This is a genomic window from Ostreiculturibacter nitratireducens, from assembly GCF_032670585.1.
Lineage (GTDB): Bacteria > Pseudomonadota > Alphaproteobacteria > Rhodobacterales > Rhodobacteraceae > Ostreiculturibacter > Ostreiculturibacter nitratireducens.
The window spans coordinates 65,427-78,976 of record NZ_JAVQHL010000001.1; the positions used below are offsets into that span (position 1 = coordinate 65,427).

Below are 13,550 nucleotides of genomic sequence, written 5' to 3' on the forward strand. Positions count from 1 at the left end.
GCGATTCCTTTCGCGAACTTGATACGCCTCGATCCGCGACATGCGACGACGGTTTTCGACATGTCGCCTTCGCGATGCGACGCGCGCGTATTGATAGCAGGGATAAGGGGTCGCGCAACGTGTGCGAGCCGTGAAATCTGATCGCCATGATCATTCGGCGGCCGCGCCATGACGCTTGATTGCGCTGCCCCTCATCACTACGTTGGAAGCAACTTGATATCCGGAGGGCGTGTCAGATGGCGCCCAGGCGTCGCGAGGGTGTGGGCGCGTTCCCAAGACCGGTTGAACCCCCGATCACCCCGAAGCCCGACCCGGCGCAGCTATATGCCGCGCTGGACCTCGGGACCAACAGTTGCCGCATGCTGATTGCCCAGCCGAAGGGCAGCCAGTTCCATGTGGTCGACAGTTTCTCGAAATCCGTTCAGCTCGGTCAAGGGCTGGAGGCTTCGGGCCGGCTTTCGCGCGCGTCGATGTCGCGGACCGTCCAGGCGATGCAGGTCTGTCGGCGCAAGATCGAGCAGCACAACGTCAAGCGGATGCGGCTCGTTGCGACGGAAGCCTGCCGGCGGGCCCGCAACGCCCGCGATTTCGTCCGCTACGTCGAAAGGGAGACCGGGCTTCAGCTGGAGATCATCGAGCCCGAGGAGGAGGCGCGGCTCGCCGTCGTCGCCTGCGCGCCTCTCGTTTCGACGCGCACGGAGCAGCTTCTCGTGGTCGATATCGGCGGCGGCTCGACGGAACTCGTCTGGATCGACCTTTCCGCCGTTCCACGGCACGAGCGGCCGCGCGCGATCATGCGGCTGCACGCGGGATTCCATCCGCCGGAAAGCCCGTTCCCGGCGGCGAAGGTCGTTGACTGGATCAGCGTTCCCCTGGGAGTCGCGACGCTCAAGGACCAGTTCTCGGATGTCGAGGACGACGCCGCGCGCTTCGCGCTGATGTCCTGGTATTTCGAGGAGAAGCTGGCGGACTTCTCGCCCTACAACGCGACTCATCCTCGCGAGGGGTTCCAGATCATCGGCACCTCGGGGACGGTTACCACGGTCGCGGCGAGCCATCTCGGCCTGCGCCGCTATGACCGCAACAAGGTCGACGGGCTTCGGATGACCTCGGACCAGATCGACCGGGTGATCCGCGGCTATCTCAGCCTTGGCCCGGAAGGGCGGCGGACGGACCCGCGGATCGGGCGGGACCGGCACACTCTGATCATGTCGGGCGCCGCGATCCTTCAGGCGCTGATGCGGATCTGGCCGACGGACCGGCTTTCGGTGGCGGACCGGGGGCTGCGCGAAGGACTTCTCTATGCGCAGATGTCGGCCGACGGCGTCCTCGAGGACGACCGCTTCTGATCCGGCATTCCGGACGGAGTGATTGCGGCGGAGCCGGGCCGCGGATATTGGGGCAACAGCAGGACAAGGACCGCGGATCGCGCGGGTGGAATGGGCATGGCGAAGGAAACTGGCGGCAAGAGCGGCCGCGGGCAGCGGGAATTGAGGGTTCGTGTCAAGACGGCGAAGGGGCGCAAGCTCTCCTCGACGCTCTGGCTCGAGCGGCAACTGAACGACCCCTACGTGATCCGCGCCAAGAAGGATGGCTATCGCGGCCGCGCGGCCTACAAGATCATCGAACTGGATGACAAGTTCCACTTCCTCGTTCCGGGGGCGCGGGTCGTCGACCTCGGCTGCGCGCCGGGCGGGTGGTGCCAGGTCGCCGTCGAGCGGGTGAATGCCCTTGGCGAAAAGTCAGGCAAGAAGCGCGGCACGGTTCTGGGCGTCGACCTCCAGGAGGTCGAGCCGATTGCCGGCGCCGAGATTCACCAGCTGGATTTCCTCTCCGAAGGCGCGGACGAGAAGGTGAAGGCCTGGCTCGGCGGCAAGGCCGATGTCGTCATGTCGGACATGGCGGCGGCCGCCTCGGGGCACAAGCAGACGGACCACCTGCGGATCATCGCGCTGTGCGAGGCGGCTGCGGACTTCGCCTTCGACGTGCTGGAGGAGGGCGGAACCTTTGTCGCCAAGGTCCTCGCGGGTGGCGCCGAGGGCGAACTTCAGACGCGGCTCAAGAAGGCTTTCACCAAGGTCGCGCACGTCAAGCCGCCGGCGAGCCGTTCGGACAGTTCGGAGAAATTCGTGGTCGCCACCGGATTCCGCGGCCGGCCCGAGGATGAAAGGGACGAGAGCGACTAGGCCGCGTCCTTGCGGCCCTTCGCGGCCTTCATCCCTTTCGACTTCATCGAAACCCAGTCCATCAGTGCGAGAAGCACGCCCGAGGCGACGAAGACGAGGTGGATCGTGACCATCCACGCGATCTTCTCCGAAGGGTATTTGTCGACGTCCATGAAGACCTTGAGCAGGTGAATCCCCGAGATCGCGACGATCGAGGCGACAAGCTTCAGCTTCAGGGTGGAGAAATCGACCTCTCCCTGCCAGTCGGGGCGGTCTTCGTGCCCGACCGTGTCCATGCGACTGACGAAATTCTCATAGCCCGAAAAGATGACGATCAGGACGAGATTGCCCGCAAGGGAAAGATCGATCAGCGCCAGGACGCCGAGGACAGCGTCGTCCACGCTGATGTCCGGCAAGGCGCGTGCGAAATCGACGAGTTCGCCAAGGAAGGCGTAGACGAGGATCGCGAGCGCGCCGACGAGCCCCACATACATCGGCGCCATCAGCCAGCGGCTGGCGAAGAGTCCGCGTTCGATCAACTTTTCCATGCCGAGGCCCTCCGCTTCAGACTGGCCGCTCTATGGCAAAACATCCGGGAAAGCGAAAGAGCCGCGTGCGGCTCACGCCGTCGCGTCCGGACGGACCCGCGGCAGCCGCGACGATCACCGGAGGCTCAACTCGACCCTTGCGCAAACCGTAACCTCCATCCATGACAGCACAACCCGAACCCTACCCGCGCGAGGCGAGAACACATGCGCTACTTTCTGGGCGTCGACACCGGCGGCACCTACACCGATGCGGTCATCCTGGACGAGGGGACCAGCCGCGTCATCGGTTGGGCCAAGGCGCTGACCACGCGTTCCGACCTGGCCGTCGGAATCGGCGGGGCGATAGATGCGGCGCTGTCGCAGGCAGGCGTCGCGGCGTCCGATATCGCGCTCGTTTCGCTGTCCACGACGCTCGCGACGAACGCGCTCGTGGAGGGGCAGGGCGGCCGCGTGGCGCTGGTCTTCATCGGCTTCACCGATTCCGATTTCGAGCGGGCGGGGCTGGCCGAGGCGGTCGGCAACGACCCGGTGATCCGGCTTGTCGGAGGGCATGGTCATTCCGGCGACGAACTCGCGCCGCTGGATGTCGCTGAACTCGAGCGGCAGGTCTCCCGGATCGGCTCCGAAGTCGAGGCCTTCGCAGTGGCCGCGCATTTCGCCACGCGCAACACCGCGCATGAGCGGATGGCCCGTGACGTCATCCGGCGGATCACGGGGCGCCCGGTCACCTGCTCGCACGAGCTTTCGGCGCAATTGAACGGGCCGCGGCGCGCGTTGACGGCCGTGCTGAACGCCAGGCTCGTCGGCATGATCGACCGTCTGGTTTCGGCCTGCGAGCGGCATCTGGAGGACATCTCCGTGCACGTGCCGATGATGGTCGTGCGGGGCGACGGCGCGCTGATCTCGGCCGAGATCGTGCGCGAACGGCCGATCGAGACCATCCTCTCCGGCCCTGCGGCAAGCATCGTCGGCGCCAGGTGGCTGAGTGGCGAACGGAACGCGCTTGTTTCGGACATCGGCGGCACGACGACGGACGTGGCGCTTCTTCGCGACGGTCTGCCCGAGATCGACCCCCAGGGCGCGCGCGTCGGGCGCTACCGGACCATGGTTGAGGCGGTCGCGATGCGGACCTTCGGTCTGGGGGGCGACAGCGAGGTTCGGCTTGTGCCTCAGGGACTGCGGACCGAGGTGCGGCTTGGCCCGCGTCGGCGGGTCCCGGTGTCCCTGCTGGCTTCGCAGCATCCCGCGATGGTGCACGCCGCCCTTGATCGTGCTCTCTCGGCCGAGGTCGCGGGCGAGTTCGACGGGGTCTTCGTCATGCCGGTGCCGGGGCTCGCGACGGGGCTCCCGTCCCGTGACGCGGGCCTGCTGGAGCGGATCTCCCGCGCGATGCCGCTGTCGGAGGTCGTGCGGACCCGGCTGGACCTGCCCGCTCTCGACAGGCTCGTCGCGCGGGGGCTCGTCGTGGTTTCCGGTGTCACTCCCTCTGACGCGAGCCACGCCCTCGGCCTCATGGACAGTTGGGACGCAAGCGCGGCCGAGAAGGGGCTGCGCCTCTTCGCCCGCAAGCGGGAATCCAGCGGCGAACGCATCGCCACGGATGCGGTCGCGATGGCGCAACTGATCGTCGACCGGTTGACGGAACAGACCGTCGAATGCCTGCTCGAGACAGCCTTCGCGGAAGACGCCGCCTTCGCCGACGAGGATCCGGCGCCGCTCGCACGGCACCGCATTGTCCGCGCAGGCCTGGACGGACATCGCGGCGTGCTGGAATTCACGGCACGGCTCGGGGTCCCGCTGATTGGACTGGGCGCTTCGGCGCCGAACTATTACCGGGCTGTCGGCAAGCGCCTGGGATGCCCCGTGGTCCTGCCCGAGCACGCCGGTGTCGCCAACGCCATCGGGGCCGTCGTCGGGCAGGTAAGCCAGCGGGTGTCGGCCGAAATCACCAGTCCGGGCGAGGGGCGTTTCGTGGCGCATCTGTCGGACGGGCCGCAGTCCTTCGGGGACCGCGACGAGGCGTTTGCGGCGGTCGAGGCCGCGCTGTCCGACGAGGCGATGGGCCGTGCCAGGGCAGCTGGCGCGGAGCACGTGCGGCTCATCGCGGAGCGGAACCTGTCCGAGGTGGAGATCGAGGGCAAGCAGGTCTTCATCAATGCCACGGTAACGGTGGTCGCCTCGGGGCGCCCCCGCGTCGCCCACGCGTGATCCGAAGCCGCTGCGGGGGGATTGTCCGGTTCCCGGGGCGTAGGGGCTTTCGTGCGTGCCACGCCGACGAAGGCCCGGCGTGTATGGCCATGCGCCGGCCCGTCGGGGCCGTCCCGCAGTGCGTCGCCATCACTGGATCGGTTCCGACCAAGGAAAACAACCCGGCCGCGAGCGCGAGGATGATCTCGCCGATGTAACCGGGCGGCGCGAAGCTGATGCCAAGCCCGGTCAGGGAGAGCGCAATATATTCTTCAGGTGGTCAAAGACCGCGTCATTCTTCGCGCAGTCCTTCAGTGCGTCATGCGCGGCAGGTCCTGCCATTGTCGCACGAGGCGCGCCCCGCGGGGGCGGATCCGGCGGGCGCTCTAGCCGCGCGCCGTGCCGGTCCAGCTTGGCCGCGACACCCTCCGTCTCAAGCGGTTCGTGGTGGCGCCAACTTGCCCGCGCGAAGACGAGATTTCCCCCGTGATCGAGGTACTGCCATCCGTGTCCGGCTGCCCCTTGGCGAGCGAAGGGACGCGTCAGACATAGCGTCGCAGCCCGCTCGAAACCGCCGCGCCCGGAACGCGATCGCAGGGTGGAAGGCCCCGGGCAAGGCGCGACCGGACCAGCAAGTCCCGGACCGGAGTCCGGGCCTGATTTCCCGACAGTTGTGGCTATTTCAGTCCGTTCGCGCGTGCGACGAAGTCCGAAAGGTGCGGCACATAGTCTTCGGGCCCGTCGCCGCCAGTGGCCATTGCCGACGCGAAGGAGTTCTTCACCGCGCTCGTCATCGGCGTTGCCAACGTGACGGCATTGGCCATCGATTCGACGTAGCGCATGTCCTTGTAGGCGTTGCTCAGGCTGAACTTGTGGGCTTCCCGGTTGCCCTCCAGCGCATAGCCCATGAAGGTCTGATAGAAGCCGCAATCCATTCGACCGCCGCGGATCACCTTGTCGAATTTCGCGACGGGGATCCCCACCTTGCGCGACATCGCCAGTGCCTCGGAATAGAGCGCGGCGTAGCCCAAAGACAGGAAGTTGTTCAGAAGCTTCATCTTGTGCCCGTCGCCAATGGCACCGATATGCACGATCTTCGCGGCCCATGTGGCGATCACTGGTTCAATCCGGGAAAAGACGGCGTCTTCGGCACCCACCATGCAGTCCAGCGTGCCGGCCCAGGCTTCCTTCGGCGTGCGGCTGAGGGGGGCGTCGGCGAAGTCGACGCCAATCTCGGCCAGTTCCGCCGCGAGGCGGAGAGTCACCGTGGGGTCCGAGGTCGAGCAATCGACAATGACCGATCCCTTCGCCAGGCCCGGTTTCAGCGCCGCGACGGCGGCGGCCACCTCTGGCGCGCCCGTGAGACACAGGAAGATGATGGAGCAGCCGCGCGCCAGCTCTTCGAGCGACGCGGCTTCGGTCGCACCGCGCGAAACGAGGTCTTCGACCGGCTTGCGGTTTCGATGTGCGATGACAGTGAGGGGATAGCCTTTCTCGACTATGTTCTTGGCCATGCCGTGGCCCATCAGGCCCGTGCCGACAAAGCCAATCTTCTCGCTCGCTGCGGTCATTCTTTTCTCCGTTGGAATACTCAGGACAGGTTGAAGCGCCGGCGCAGATCCGCCACCTGATCGGGCGTCAGTGTGCGAAGCGCATGGTTCTGCAGCATGAGGAAAAGCCGCGCGGTCTCTTCCAGCTCTTCGGTCGCGTATTGTGCATTCGCAAGCGACGAACCGGCCACGACGGGGCCGTGATTTGCCAGCAGAACCGCGTGATGACGGCTGGCCAGGGCTTTGACCGCATGGGCGAGTTCCGGGTCGCCAGGTGCAAAATATGGCACCAGTGGCAGCCGACCTACACGCATCACGTAATAGGCCGTAAGTGCCGGCAGGACATCCTCGGGATCCACGTCGCGCAGTATGCTGACGGCCGTCGCGTGAGTAGAGTGCAGATGCACGACCGCTGAAGCATCGGCGCGTTCCGCATACATGGAGAAATGCAGGAAAGCCTCCTTCGTCGGCGCGTCGCCCGAAACAAGCTGCCCCGTCGCGTCGAACCGCGACAGCCGTGCGGGATCAAGAGCGCCCATGGAGACGTTCGTCGGTGTCATCAGCCAACCGCCGTCCTCCAGCCGGACGGAAATGTTGCCACTGGATCCAGCCGTCAGGCCTCGATCGAACAGCGAGGCGCCGACGCGGCAGATCTCGTCACGGACCCGGTTTTCTTCAGACAAGGGTGGCCTCCGGCTCAAGCAGGTCCCAGGCGCGAACGAAGAAGTCAGGCGCACCGAAGTTTCCCGACTTGAGTGCGAGCGCCAGATCCGGCGATCCCACGCTGCGCGTCCAGGGCACACCGGGCGCGATCTCGGGACCGATTTCCAGCATGGTGACCCCGAGAGCCGCCACCACCGAACCGGATGTTTCCCCGCCGGCCACGATGAAGCGGGCGAAACCGGCCTCTTTTAGCCGTTGCGCAACCTCGCCCAAGGCCTGCTCGATCATCGTTCCGGCCCCGTGCCGGCCCAGTCGCTGCTGGACCTCAAGCAGTTTTTCTGGTGTCGCGCTCGAATAGATCAGGGGTCTGCTGTCCGGAGATTGGGCCACCGCCCACTCCGCTGCTTCCGCGGCGGTTTGCCGGCCTTCGGCAAGTGCCACGGCATCAAGCCCGAACAGCGGCAAACCTGCCGCGCGGGCCGCCGCGATCTGACCCAGAGTCGCCGCGGAACATGAGCCGGCGAGGATCGCAGCGCGCCCCTTCGGCGCAGGCATCCGCGCAGGGATGGGACGCGGAGAGACCTTGCCGGCCCTGACGAAGTTGGCCGCAAGCCCCAGCGCGATCCCGGAACCACCCGTGACAAGCGGCATCCCCTCGCAAGCAGCACCGATCGTTTGCAGGTCGGCATCCGTAAGCGTATCGACGATAAGGATGTTGTCGCCTGCGGCTTCCCGGACCGCGAATTCCTTGCGCAAGGCGTCCGAGCCTTGCCAGATGGTTCCGATCTGCGCGAGCCCGACCTTCATCGACGTTTGACGTTGCAGGACGCGGACGAGGTTCGAATCGCGCATCGGATTCAACGGATGATCCTTCAGCGGGCTGTCGGACAGCAGCGCGTCGCCGACGAAGAGATGGCCCTTGTAAGTCGTGCGTCCGGCCGCCGGAAACGACGGACAGGCGATCGTGAGGCGCGTTCCGGTCAATTCCATCAAGGCGGCGGTCACGGGTCCGATGTTGCCTTCATCGGTCGAATCGAAGGTCGAACAGTACTTGAACAGGATCTGTTCGGCCCCCTGATCGAGAAGCGCCCTTGCCGCTGCCCGAGACAGGTCAACCGCCTGCTCCGCCGCAATCGAGCGAGATTTCAGTGCAATGACCACCGCATCGGCTTCGGGCAGGCGTTGACCCGACTCGGGCAGTCCCATGACTTGCACTGTTCGAAGCCCTTCGCGTGTGAGCATGAGACACAGGTCGGTGGCTCCGGTGATGTCGTCTGCAACTGCACCAATCCGCACGGCATCTCCCCTGCTGCGTTCGTGTAGGGCGCCGAAGGTGCCCGCATTCCGATCTTCTCTCGCGCGACGACCGGATTCTCCGCACTTGCCTTCCGCATCGGTCCTACGCTAACGATGAATGACAACGCTATCATTGCTACGCGGCCAAGACAAAATCAAGCCCTCGGCGCGGAGCCGGACCGCGAATGGCCATTGAAACAGAGGTCAAATGATGAACGTCACACCTGAATCGCGCATCTGCGTCCTCGGACTGGGGTCGATGGGCCTTGGAATGGCGGGTTCTCTGCTCGGCAAAGGTTTTTCTGTGGCAGGCTTTGACCCTAATCCGGTGGCCATGGAGCGATTTTCCGAACTCGGCGGCCAGACGGCCACGGATCCTGCGACCGCAGCGCGCGGCGCCGATGTCGTGATTTGCGTCGTTGTAAACGCCGCGCAGACCGAGGCGGCCCTGTTCGGACCCGAAGGAGCAGTGCAGAGCATGGCGCCTGGTGGTACCGTGATCTCTTGCGCGACGATGGCGCCCGACGCTGCGCGGGAACTTGGCGCGCGGTGCGGAGAGATGGGATTTGGCTATCTCGACGCGCCGATAAGCGGTGGGGCCGCGCGTGCGGCTTCGGGGGAACTGACCATCATGGCCTCGGGCGCGCCGGAATTGTTCGTCGGGTTGCGGCCGGTTCTCGACGCCATTGCTGCCAAGGTCTACGAACTGGGTGCCGAGCCGGGCATCGGGGCTGCATTCAAGGTCGTCAACCAGCTTCTTGCTGGCGTCCACATCGCCGCAGCATGCGAGGCGATCACTTTCGCGAAGGCGATGGACCTCGACATATCAAAGGTTTACGAGGTCATTTCCGCCTCGGCGGGCAATTCATGGATGTTCGAGAACCGGGTGCCCCACATCCTTGAAGGTGACTATACGCCGAGAAGCGCCGTCAACATCTTCACCAAGGACCTGGGGATCGTCGCGGACATCGGACGGGGTCTGGATTTTCCGACCCCGATCGCCGCCACGGCGCTGCAGATGTTCGTCATGACTGCGGCTTCGGGAATGGGACGGGATGACGATGCCTCGGTTGCGCGCATGATAGCGCGCATCGCTGGGCTGGAGCTGCCGGGGATGGAGCACTGACGATGCCGAGATTCGCCGCAAACCTGTCGATGATGTTCAATGAACATGACTTCATGGACCGTTTTGGCGCAGCCGCGGCTGCCGGGTTCGATGCAGTGGAGTATCTCTTCCCCTATGCATTTGACGGCGATGCGATCGCCGCAGCCCTGCGCGCCAATGGCCTGACACAAGCGCTGTTCAATCTGCCGCCAGGGAATTGGGACGCGGGGGACCGCGGAGTGGCAGCGCTACCAGACAGACGCGAAGAGTTTCGTGCCTCCGTGGCGACGGCACTGGAGTATGCCCGCAAGACCGGAGTGCGTCGGCTTCACATGATGAGCGGTCTGGCCGATCGAAGCGATCCGGCCGCCGTTTCGGCCTATCGGGGCGCGCTCGAATTCCTGTGCGACGCGGCGGGCCCCGAGGACATCGACATCATGATCGAGCCGATCAATTCACGCGACATGCCGGGGTATTTCCTGAACGATTTCAATTACGCGGCAGACCTGATCGCTGAGTTGGGGCTGCCAAACCTCAAGCTTCAGTTCGACATCTACCATCGTCAGATCCTGCACGGGGATGTGTTGATGGGACTGCGCGATCTGATGCCGCTTATCGGGCACGTTCAGATCGCCGCCGTCCCCCTGCGCAACGAACCCGGCACGGGAGAACTGGACGACTTGCGCATCCTGCGGGAACTGGATGCGCTTGGCTACGATGGCTTTGTCGGCTGCGAGTATCGCCCCGCTGGCGACACCGTGGCGGGGCTCGGCTGGTTGTCGGCCTTCCGCTAGTTGGGTGGCGTGCGCCCGGTCGCCCGGGCGCCGCACAGACCTAAGCCTGCTGATAATCGCGATGCAGGGCCCAGTCAGCTTCCGAGAAGCGGTCCTTCGCGAAGTTGTCCTGATGCCAGTACGGATAGATCAGGGGCACCTGGCTGACCTCGTTCAGCCTGGCGGACTCCTCGACGGTGAGTTTCAGGTCCACCGCTTTGAAATTGTCACGGAACTGCGCCTCGTTTCGGCCGCCCACGACAAGCGAGCTGACACCCGGCCGCGCAAGCAGCCAGGCCAGAGCGATCTGCGCGGCCGACACACCGCGCGCCTCGGCGATCTCGACGAGAACGTCCACGATGTTCCACAGCTTCTCCGGGTCGCGGATCGGAGGCTCGGTCCAGCCCGCAAACTGACGCGAACCCTCAGGCGTGGGTTGCCCGCGGCGGTGCTTGCCCGACAGCAGGCCGGCGGCGAGAGGGCTCCAGACAAGCACGCCGAGGCCCTGGTCGACCGAAATCGGCAGGAGTTCGTATTCGGCCTCGCGCGCTTCCAGCGTGTAATGGATCTGCTGTGTCACAAAGCGCGGACGGCGGTCGCGCTCGGCCACCATCAGCGATTTCATCACGTGCCAGCCCGAGTAGTTGGAGCAGCCGACATAGCGCACCTTGCCCTGCTGCACGAGCGTATCGAGCGCCGCCATCTTCTCTTCGACCGGCGTCGTGCCGTCCCATTCGTGCATGTAGTAGATGTCGATGTGGTCTGTCCGCAGGCGCTTCAGACTGCGCTCGCATTCACGGATCAGATGGAAGCGCGACACACCCTCGTCATTCGGGCCGTCTCCAATGCGCATGCGCGCCTTCGATGTGACCAGCACGCTTTCGCGTCGCCCCTCCAGCACCTCGCCAAGGATTTCTTCGGCCAATCCGTTGGAATACATGTTGGCCGTGTCGAACAGGTTGACGCCGTGGTCAATGCACAGATCGACAAGCCGTCGCGCCTCGTCCACGCCCTGCTGGCCGACCATCGCGAACGGCCCCTTGCCGCCGAATGTGAATGTCCCCATCGTGATCGCGGACACCTTGAGGCCGGATCGGCCCAAAGTTCTGTATTCCATCATTTTCTCCATGTTTTCAGGTGGTCAGCCTGCGAGATTGTCGGCAATGCTGCGCATGCCGAGTTCGGGGCTTGTCAGGACTGGAACCGTGCCGATCTCGTCCTTCGCCATCGTAAGCGCACGCGCCATCGACGCTTGGGCGAGCACGATCACATCTACCCGCGGCGCCAGTTCGGTCATCGCCTGCGCCACGATCCGGTCGTGACCTTCCGTGTCACCTTCGGCCAGCCGCGCGAAGGCGCCTTCGGCCACCCCGCTTTCCAACACGCATTCGCGTCCGCCGAGACGAGCCTTTCTGCCGATCAACTCGGCCGTCGGCTCGAGCGTCGTGGACAGCGTCGCCAGGACCCCGATCCGTGATCCGCAACGTACGGCCTCGGCGGCCATGCCTTCGTCGATGCGGAAGAGAGGAACCGGGCAAAGCGGCTGTGCCGCCTCGACGGCCGCGCCAAGCGACGAACACGTGACAACGACGGCGTCTGCGCCGGCATCAACCGCCGACCAGACGAGGCCTGTCAGCCGCCGCATGGTCAGGGTGGACAGACTGCCTTCGCGAATTGTCGTGCGAAGAAGGCTTTCGTCCAGCATGTTGAAGCTGGTCCAATCGGGCAAGTGCTGCCGGGCGAGGTCGCCAAAGGGCGCGATTAGGCCCGAGACGGTATGAATCATCGCAAGGCTGCGCGGCACGGTCGTCGGGGGTTGCGCCATCGACTTCACTCCTGTGATTCTCTTGTTTTTCTCGCGTGCGGTGCCGATGCGTGGCGGCATCGGCCATTAACGACGCCCAGCACTTTATAACAGCGCTGTCATCTTGTGGTCGTGCCGCCGGACCGACAAGCGGCGAGTTCGTGATTTGCAGGGGAAAACGGGCCGAGAACCGCGATTCTCGGTGCGTCCATGTCTGTTTCGTATCGATCCATGCCAAAATCGCATTGTACGGAAGCACCTCTTAACGGAAGAAATGACAGCGTTGCCATTTTTGACGCCCTCTGTCCGAGCCTCAGGCATGCGGACGTACCAAGGGGCAACGGCAACGTTGCCCGTTGAAGGGCGTCGAGGAGGACCGTGCGGTCCGCATGAAGATCGGGAGAACAACCTGCATGTCCATGTCCGGCCAGAAATCCGCAACTTCCGAACAGCGGCCGTCGGGCCTTTGGCACGAGATCGCGCAACTGCGCCACGTGCGCGAGGTGAACGTGCTGGTCGCGATGCTGATCGTTGGCGCGTTGATAAGCTTCTTCACGCCGTACTTCTTCACGACCAACAACCTGATGGGCGTGTTCCGCGCTTTCTCCCTGACGGCGATCATGAGCATCGGAATGGTGATGGTCATCATCACGGGCGGCATTGACCTTTCGGTCGGCTCCGCCATGGGCCTCGCCTCGCTGGTGACTGCTCTCTGCTTCGATGCGGCCTACCCGACCGGTGTCAGCATTGCGGCGGGGATCGGTGTGGGCATCTGCTTTGGCCTCGCGAACGGCCTCCTGATCACAGTGATCGGCCTGCCGCCCTTCATCGCCACCCTAGGCACGCTCAGTATCGGTCGCGGCCTGATGTACATGATCACGCACGGCGTCCCGGTCACCCCGGACACGCCGGAAGTGTTCTCGACTCTGGGCCAGGGCTATGTCGGACCCGTTCCTGTACCCGTGGTCATCATGCTTCTGCTGATGTTCGTGTTCGCGATGATCATGCGTCGCACTCGGTTCGGCAGGCATATCTACGCTACCGGAGGCAACGAGCAGGCCGCGCGCCTGAGCGGCGTGAAGGTGGACCGGATCAAGCTCTCCGTCTACGTGCTGTCCTCCACCATTGCCGCACTGGCCGGGATCATCGGTTTCTCAAGATACCTTTCGGCGGAACCTGCATCCGGCTTCGGATCCGAACTGGACGTCATCGCGGCAGCCGCAATTGGTGGTGCAAGCCTGGCAGGCGGTGTCGGCAGCGTTACGGGCGCCGTCATTGGCGCCGCGCTGGTCGGTGTGATCGCCAACGGCGTCGTGCTCCTCAACATCAACACCTATGCGCAGCAAGCCATTACCGGTGGCGTGATCCTCATTGCCGTCAGTCTCGACGTGTTGCGCAGCAAACTGACGGGAGGAAACAGCTGAAGAACGGAGCGAAATTCTGAACCAACCGAACGATC

The 13,550-nt window shown here is 64.7% G+C and carries 12 protein-coding genes; 6 read left to right on the forward strand and 6 right to left on the reverse strand.

What is annotated here, in order from left to right:
* Positions 1 to 236: 236 nt before the first annotated feature.
* The gene (locus ABCN56_RS00355) at positions 237 to 1,349 is read left to right on the forward strand and encodes a Ppx/GppA phosphatase family protein (RefSeq protein WP_343078790.1); all 1,113 of its coding nucleotides are present in this window, start codon (positions 237 to 239) and stop codon (positions 1,347 to 1,349) included.
* Between the two features lie 96 nt (positions 1,350 to 1,445).
* Positions 1,446 to 2,186: an RlmE family RNA methyltransferase gene (locus ABCN56_RS00360; protein WP_343078791.1), complete on the forward strand. Its 741-nt coding sequence runs from the start codon at positions 1,446 to 1,448 to the stop codon at positions 2,184 to 2,186.
* On the opposite strand, the gene ABCN56_RS00365 is transcribed toward ABCN56_RS00360, so the two are convergent.
* Positions 2,183 to 2,713 (reverse strand): TIGR00645 family protein, encoded by a 531-nt coding sequence (locus ABCN56_RS00365; protein WP_343078792.1) that lies wholly within the window; start codon positions 2,711 to 2,713, stop codon positions 2,183 to 2,185. The genes ABCN56_RS00360 and ABCN56_RS00365 overlap by 4 nt on opposite strands.
* Positions 2,714 to 2,917: 204 nt before the next feature.
* Between ABCN56_RS00365 and ABCN56_RS00370 the strand changes: the two genes are divergently transcribed.
* Positions 2,918 to 4,921, forward strand: coding sequence for a hydantoinase/oxoprolinase N-terminal domain-containing protein (locus ABCN56_RS00370; RefSeq protein ID WP_343078793.1), 2,004 nt, complete (start codon positions 2,918 to 2,920; stop codon positions 4,919 to 4,921).
* Positions 4,922 to 5,577: 656 nt separating this feature from the next.
* Here ABCN56_RS00370 and ABCN56_RS00375 read toward each other — a convergent pair.
* The 3 genes from ABCN56_RS00375 to otnK are packed head-to-tail and all read right to left on the reverse strand — an operon-like array spanning position 5,578 to position 8,409.
* Positions 5,578 to 6,471, reverse strand: a complete 894-nt coding sequence (locus ABCN56_RS00375) for an NAD(P)-dependent oxidoreductase (protein WP_343078794.1) — start codon at positions 6,469 to 6,471, stop codon at positions 5,578 to 5,580.
* A 20-nt stretch (positions 6,472 to 6,491) separates the two neighbouring features.
* Positions 6,492 to 7,133: a 3-oxo-tetronate 4-phosphate decarboxylase gene (gene otnC, locus ABCN56_RS00380; RefSeq protein ID WP_343078795.1), complete on the reverse strand. Its 642-nt coding sequence runs from the start codon at positions 7,131 to 7,133 to the stop codon at positions 6,492 to 6,494.
* On the reverse strand, positions 7,126 to 8,409 hold the full coding sequence (gene otnK, locus ABCN56_RS00385) for a 3-oxo-tetronate kinase (RefSeq protein ID WP_343078796.1): 1,284 nt from the start codon (positions 8,407 to 8,409) through the stop codon (positions 7,126 to 7,128). The genes otnC and otnK overlap by 8 nt, the downstream gene beginning before the upstream one ends.
* A gap of 211 nt (positions 8,410 to 8,620) precedes the next feature.
* Between otnK and ltnD the strand changes: the two genes are divergently transcribed.
* Together ltnD and otnI are read left to right on the forward strand one after the other, a co-directional pair.
* Complete coding sequence (ltnD, locus tag ABCN56_RS00390) at positions 8,621 to 9,535, forward strand: L-threonate dehydrogenase (protein ID WP_343078797.1); 915 nt, start codon at positions 8,621 to 8,623, stop codon at positions 9,533 to 9,535.
* A gap of 2 nt (positions 9,536 to 9,537) precedes the next feature.
* Positions 9,538 to 10,308 (forward strand): 2-oxo-tetronate isomerase, encoded by a 771-nt coding sequence (gene otnI, locus ABCN56_RS00395; protein WP_343078798.1) that lies wholly within the window; start codon positions 9,538 to 9,540, stop codon positions 10,306 to 10,308.
* 40 nt (positions 10,309 to 10,348) lie between these two features.
* Here the strand turns inward: otnI and ABCN56_RS00400 are convergent, their stop codons facing one another.
* Entirely contained in the window at positions 10,349 to 11,416 is a 1,068-nt protein-coding gene (locus tag ABCN56_RS00400) for an aldo/keto reductase (RefSeq protein ID WP_343078799.1), read from the reverse strand.
* A gap of 12 nt (positions 11,417 to 11,428) precedes the next feature.
* Positions 11,429 to 12,112: an aspartate/glutamate racemase family protein gene (locus tag ABCN56_RS00405; protein ID WP_343078800.1), complete on the reverse strand. Its 684-nt coding sequence runs from the start codon at positions 12,110 to 12,112 to the stop codon at positions 11,429 to 11,431.
* Positions 12,113 to 12,480: 368 nt separating this feature from the next.
* Between ABCN56_RS00405 and ABCN56_RS00410 the strand changes: the two genes are divergently transcribed.
* Positions 12,481 to 13,515: an ABC transporter permease gene (locus tag ABCN56_RS00410; RefSeq protein ID WP_343078801.1), complete on the forward strand. Its 1,035-nt coding sequence runs from the start codon at positions 12,481 to 12,483 to the stop codon at positions 13,513 to 13,515.
* Positions 13,516 to 13,550 lie beyond the last annotated feature (35 nt).

What these genes read in the sequence shown, in the direction of transcription:
- ABCN56_RS00405 (WP_343078800.1), bottom strand. Translation starts at nt 12,112, where the DNA reads ATGGCGCAACCCCCGACGACCGTGCCGCGCAGCCTTGCGATGATTCAT.
- ABCN56_RS00375 (WP_343078794.1), bottom strand. Translation starts at nt 6,471, where the DNA reads ATGACCGCAGCGAGCGAGAAGATTGGCTTTGTCGGCACGGGCCTGATG.
- ABCN56_RS00410 (WP_343078801.1), top strand. Translation starts at nt 12,481, where the DNA reads ATGAAGATCGGGAGAACAACCTGCATGTCCATGTCCGGCCAGAAATCC.
- ABCN56_RS00365 (WP_343078792.1), bottom strand. Translation starts at nt 2,713, where the DNA reads ATGGAAAAGTTGATCGAACGCGGACTCTTCGCCAGCCGCTGGCTGATG.
- ABCN56_RS00370 (WP_343078793.1), top strand. Translation starts at nt 2,918, where the DNA reads ATGCGCTACTTTCTGGGCGTCGACACCGGCGGCACCTACACCGATGCG.
- otnI (WP_343078798.1), top strand. Translation starts at nt 9,538, where the DNA reads ATGCCGAGATTCGCCGCAAACCTGTCGATGATGTTCAATGAACATGAC.
- ltnD (WP_343078797.1), top strand. Translation starts at nt 8,621, where the DNA reads ATGAACGTCACACCTGAATCGCGCATCTGCGTCCTCGGACTGGGGTCG.
- ABCN56_RS00360 (WP_343078791.1), top strand. Translation starts at nt 1,446, where the DNA reads ATGGCGAAGGAAACTGGCGGCAAGAGCGGCCGCGGGCAGCGGGAATTG.
- ABCN56_RS00355 (WP_343078790.1), top strand. Translation starts at nt 237, where the DNA reads ATGGCGCCCAGGCGTCGCGAGGGTGTGGGCGCGTTCCCAAGACCGGTT.
- ABCN56_RS00400 (WP_343078799.1), bottom strand. Translation starts at nt 11,416, where the DNA reads ATGGAGAAAATGATGGAATACAGAACTTTGGGCCGATCCGGCCTCAAG.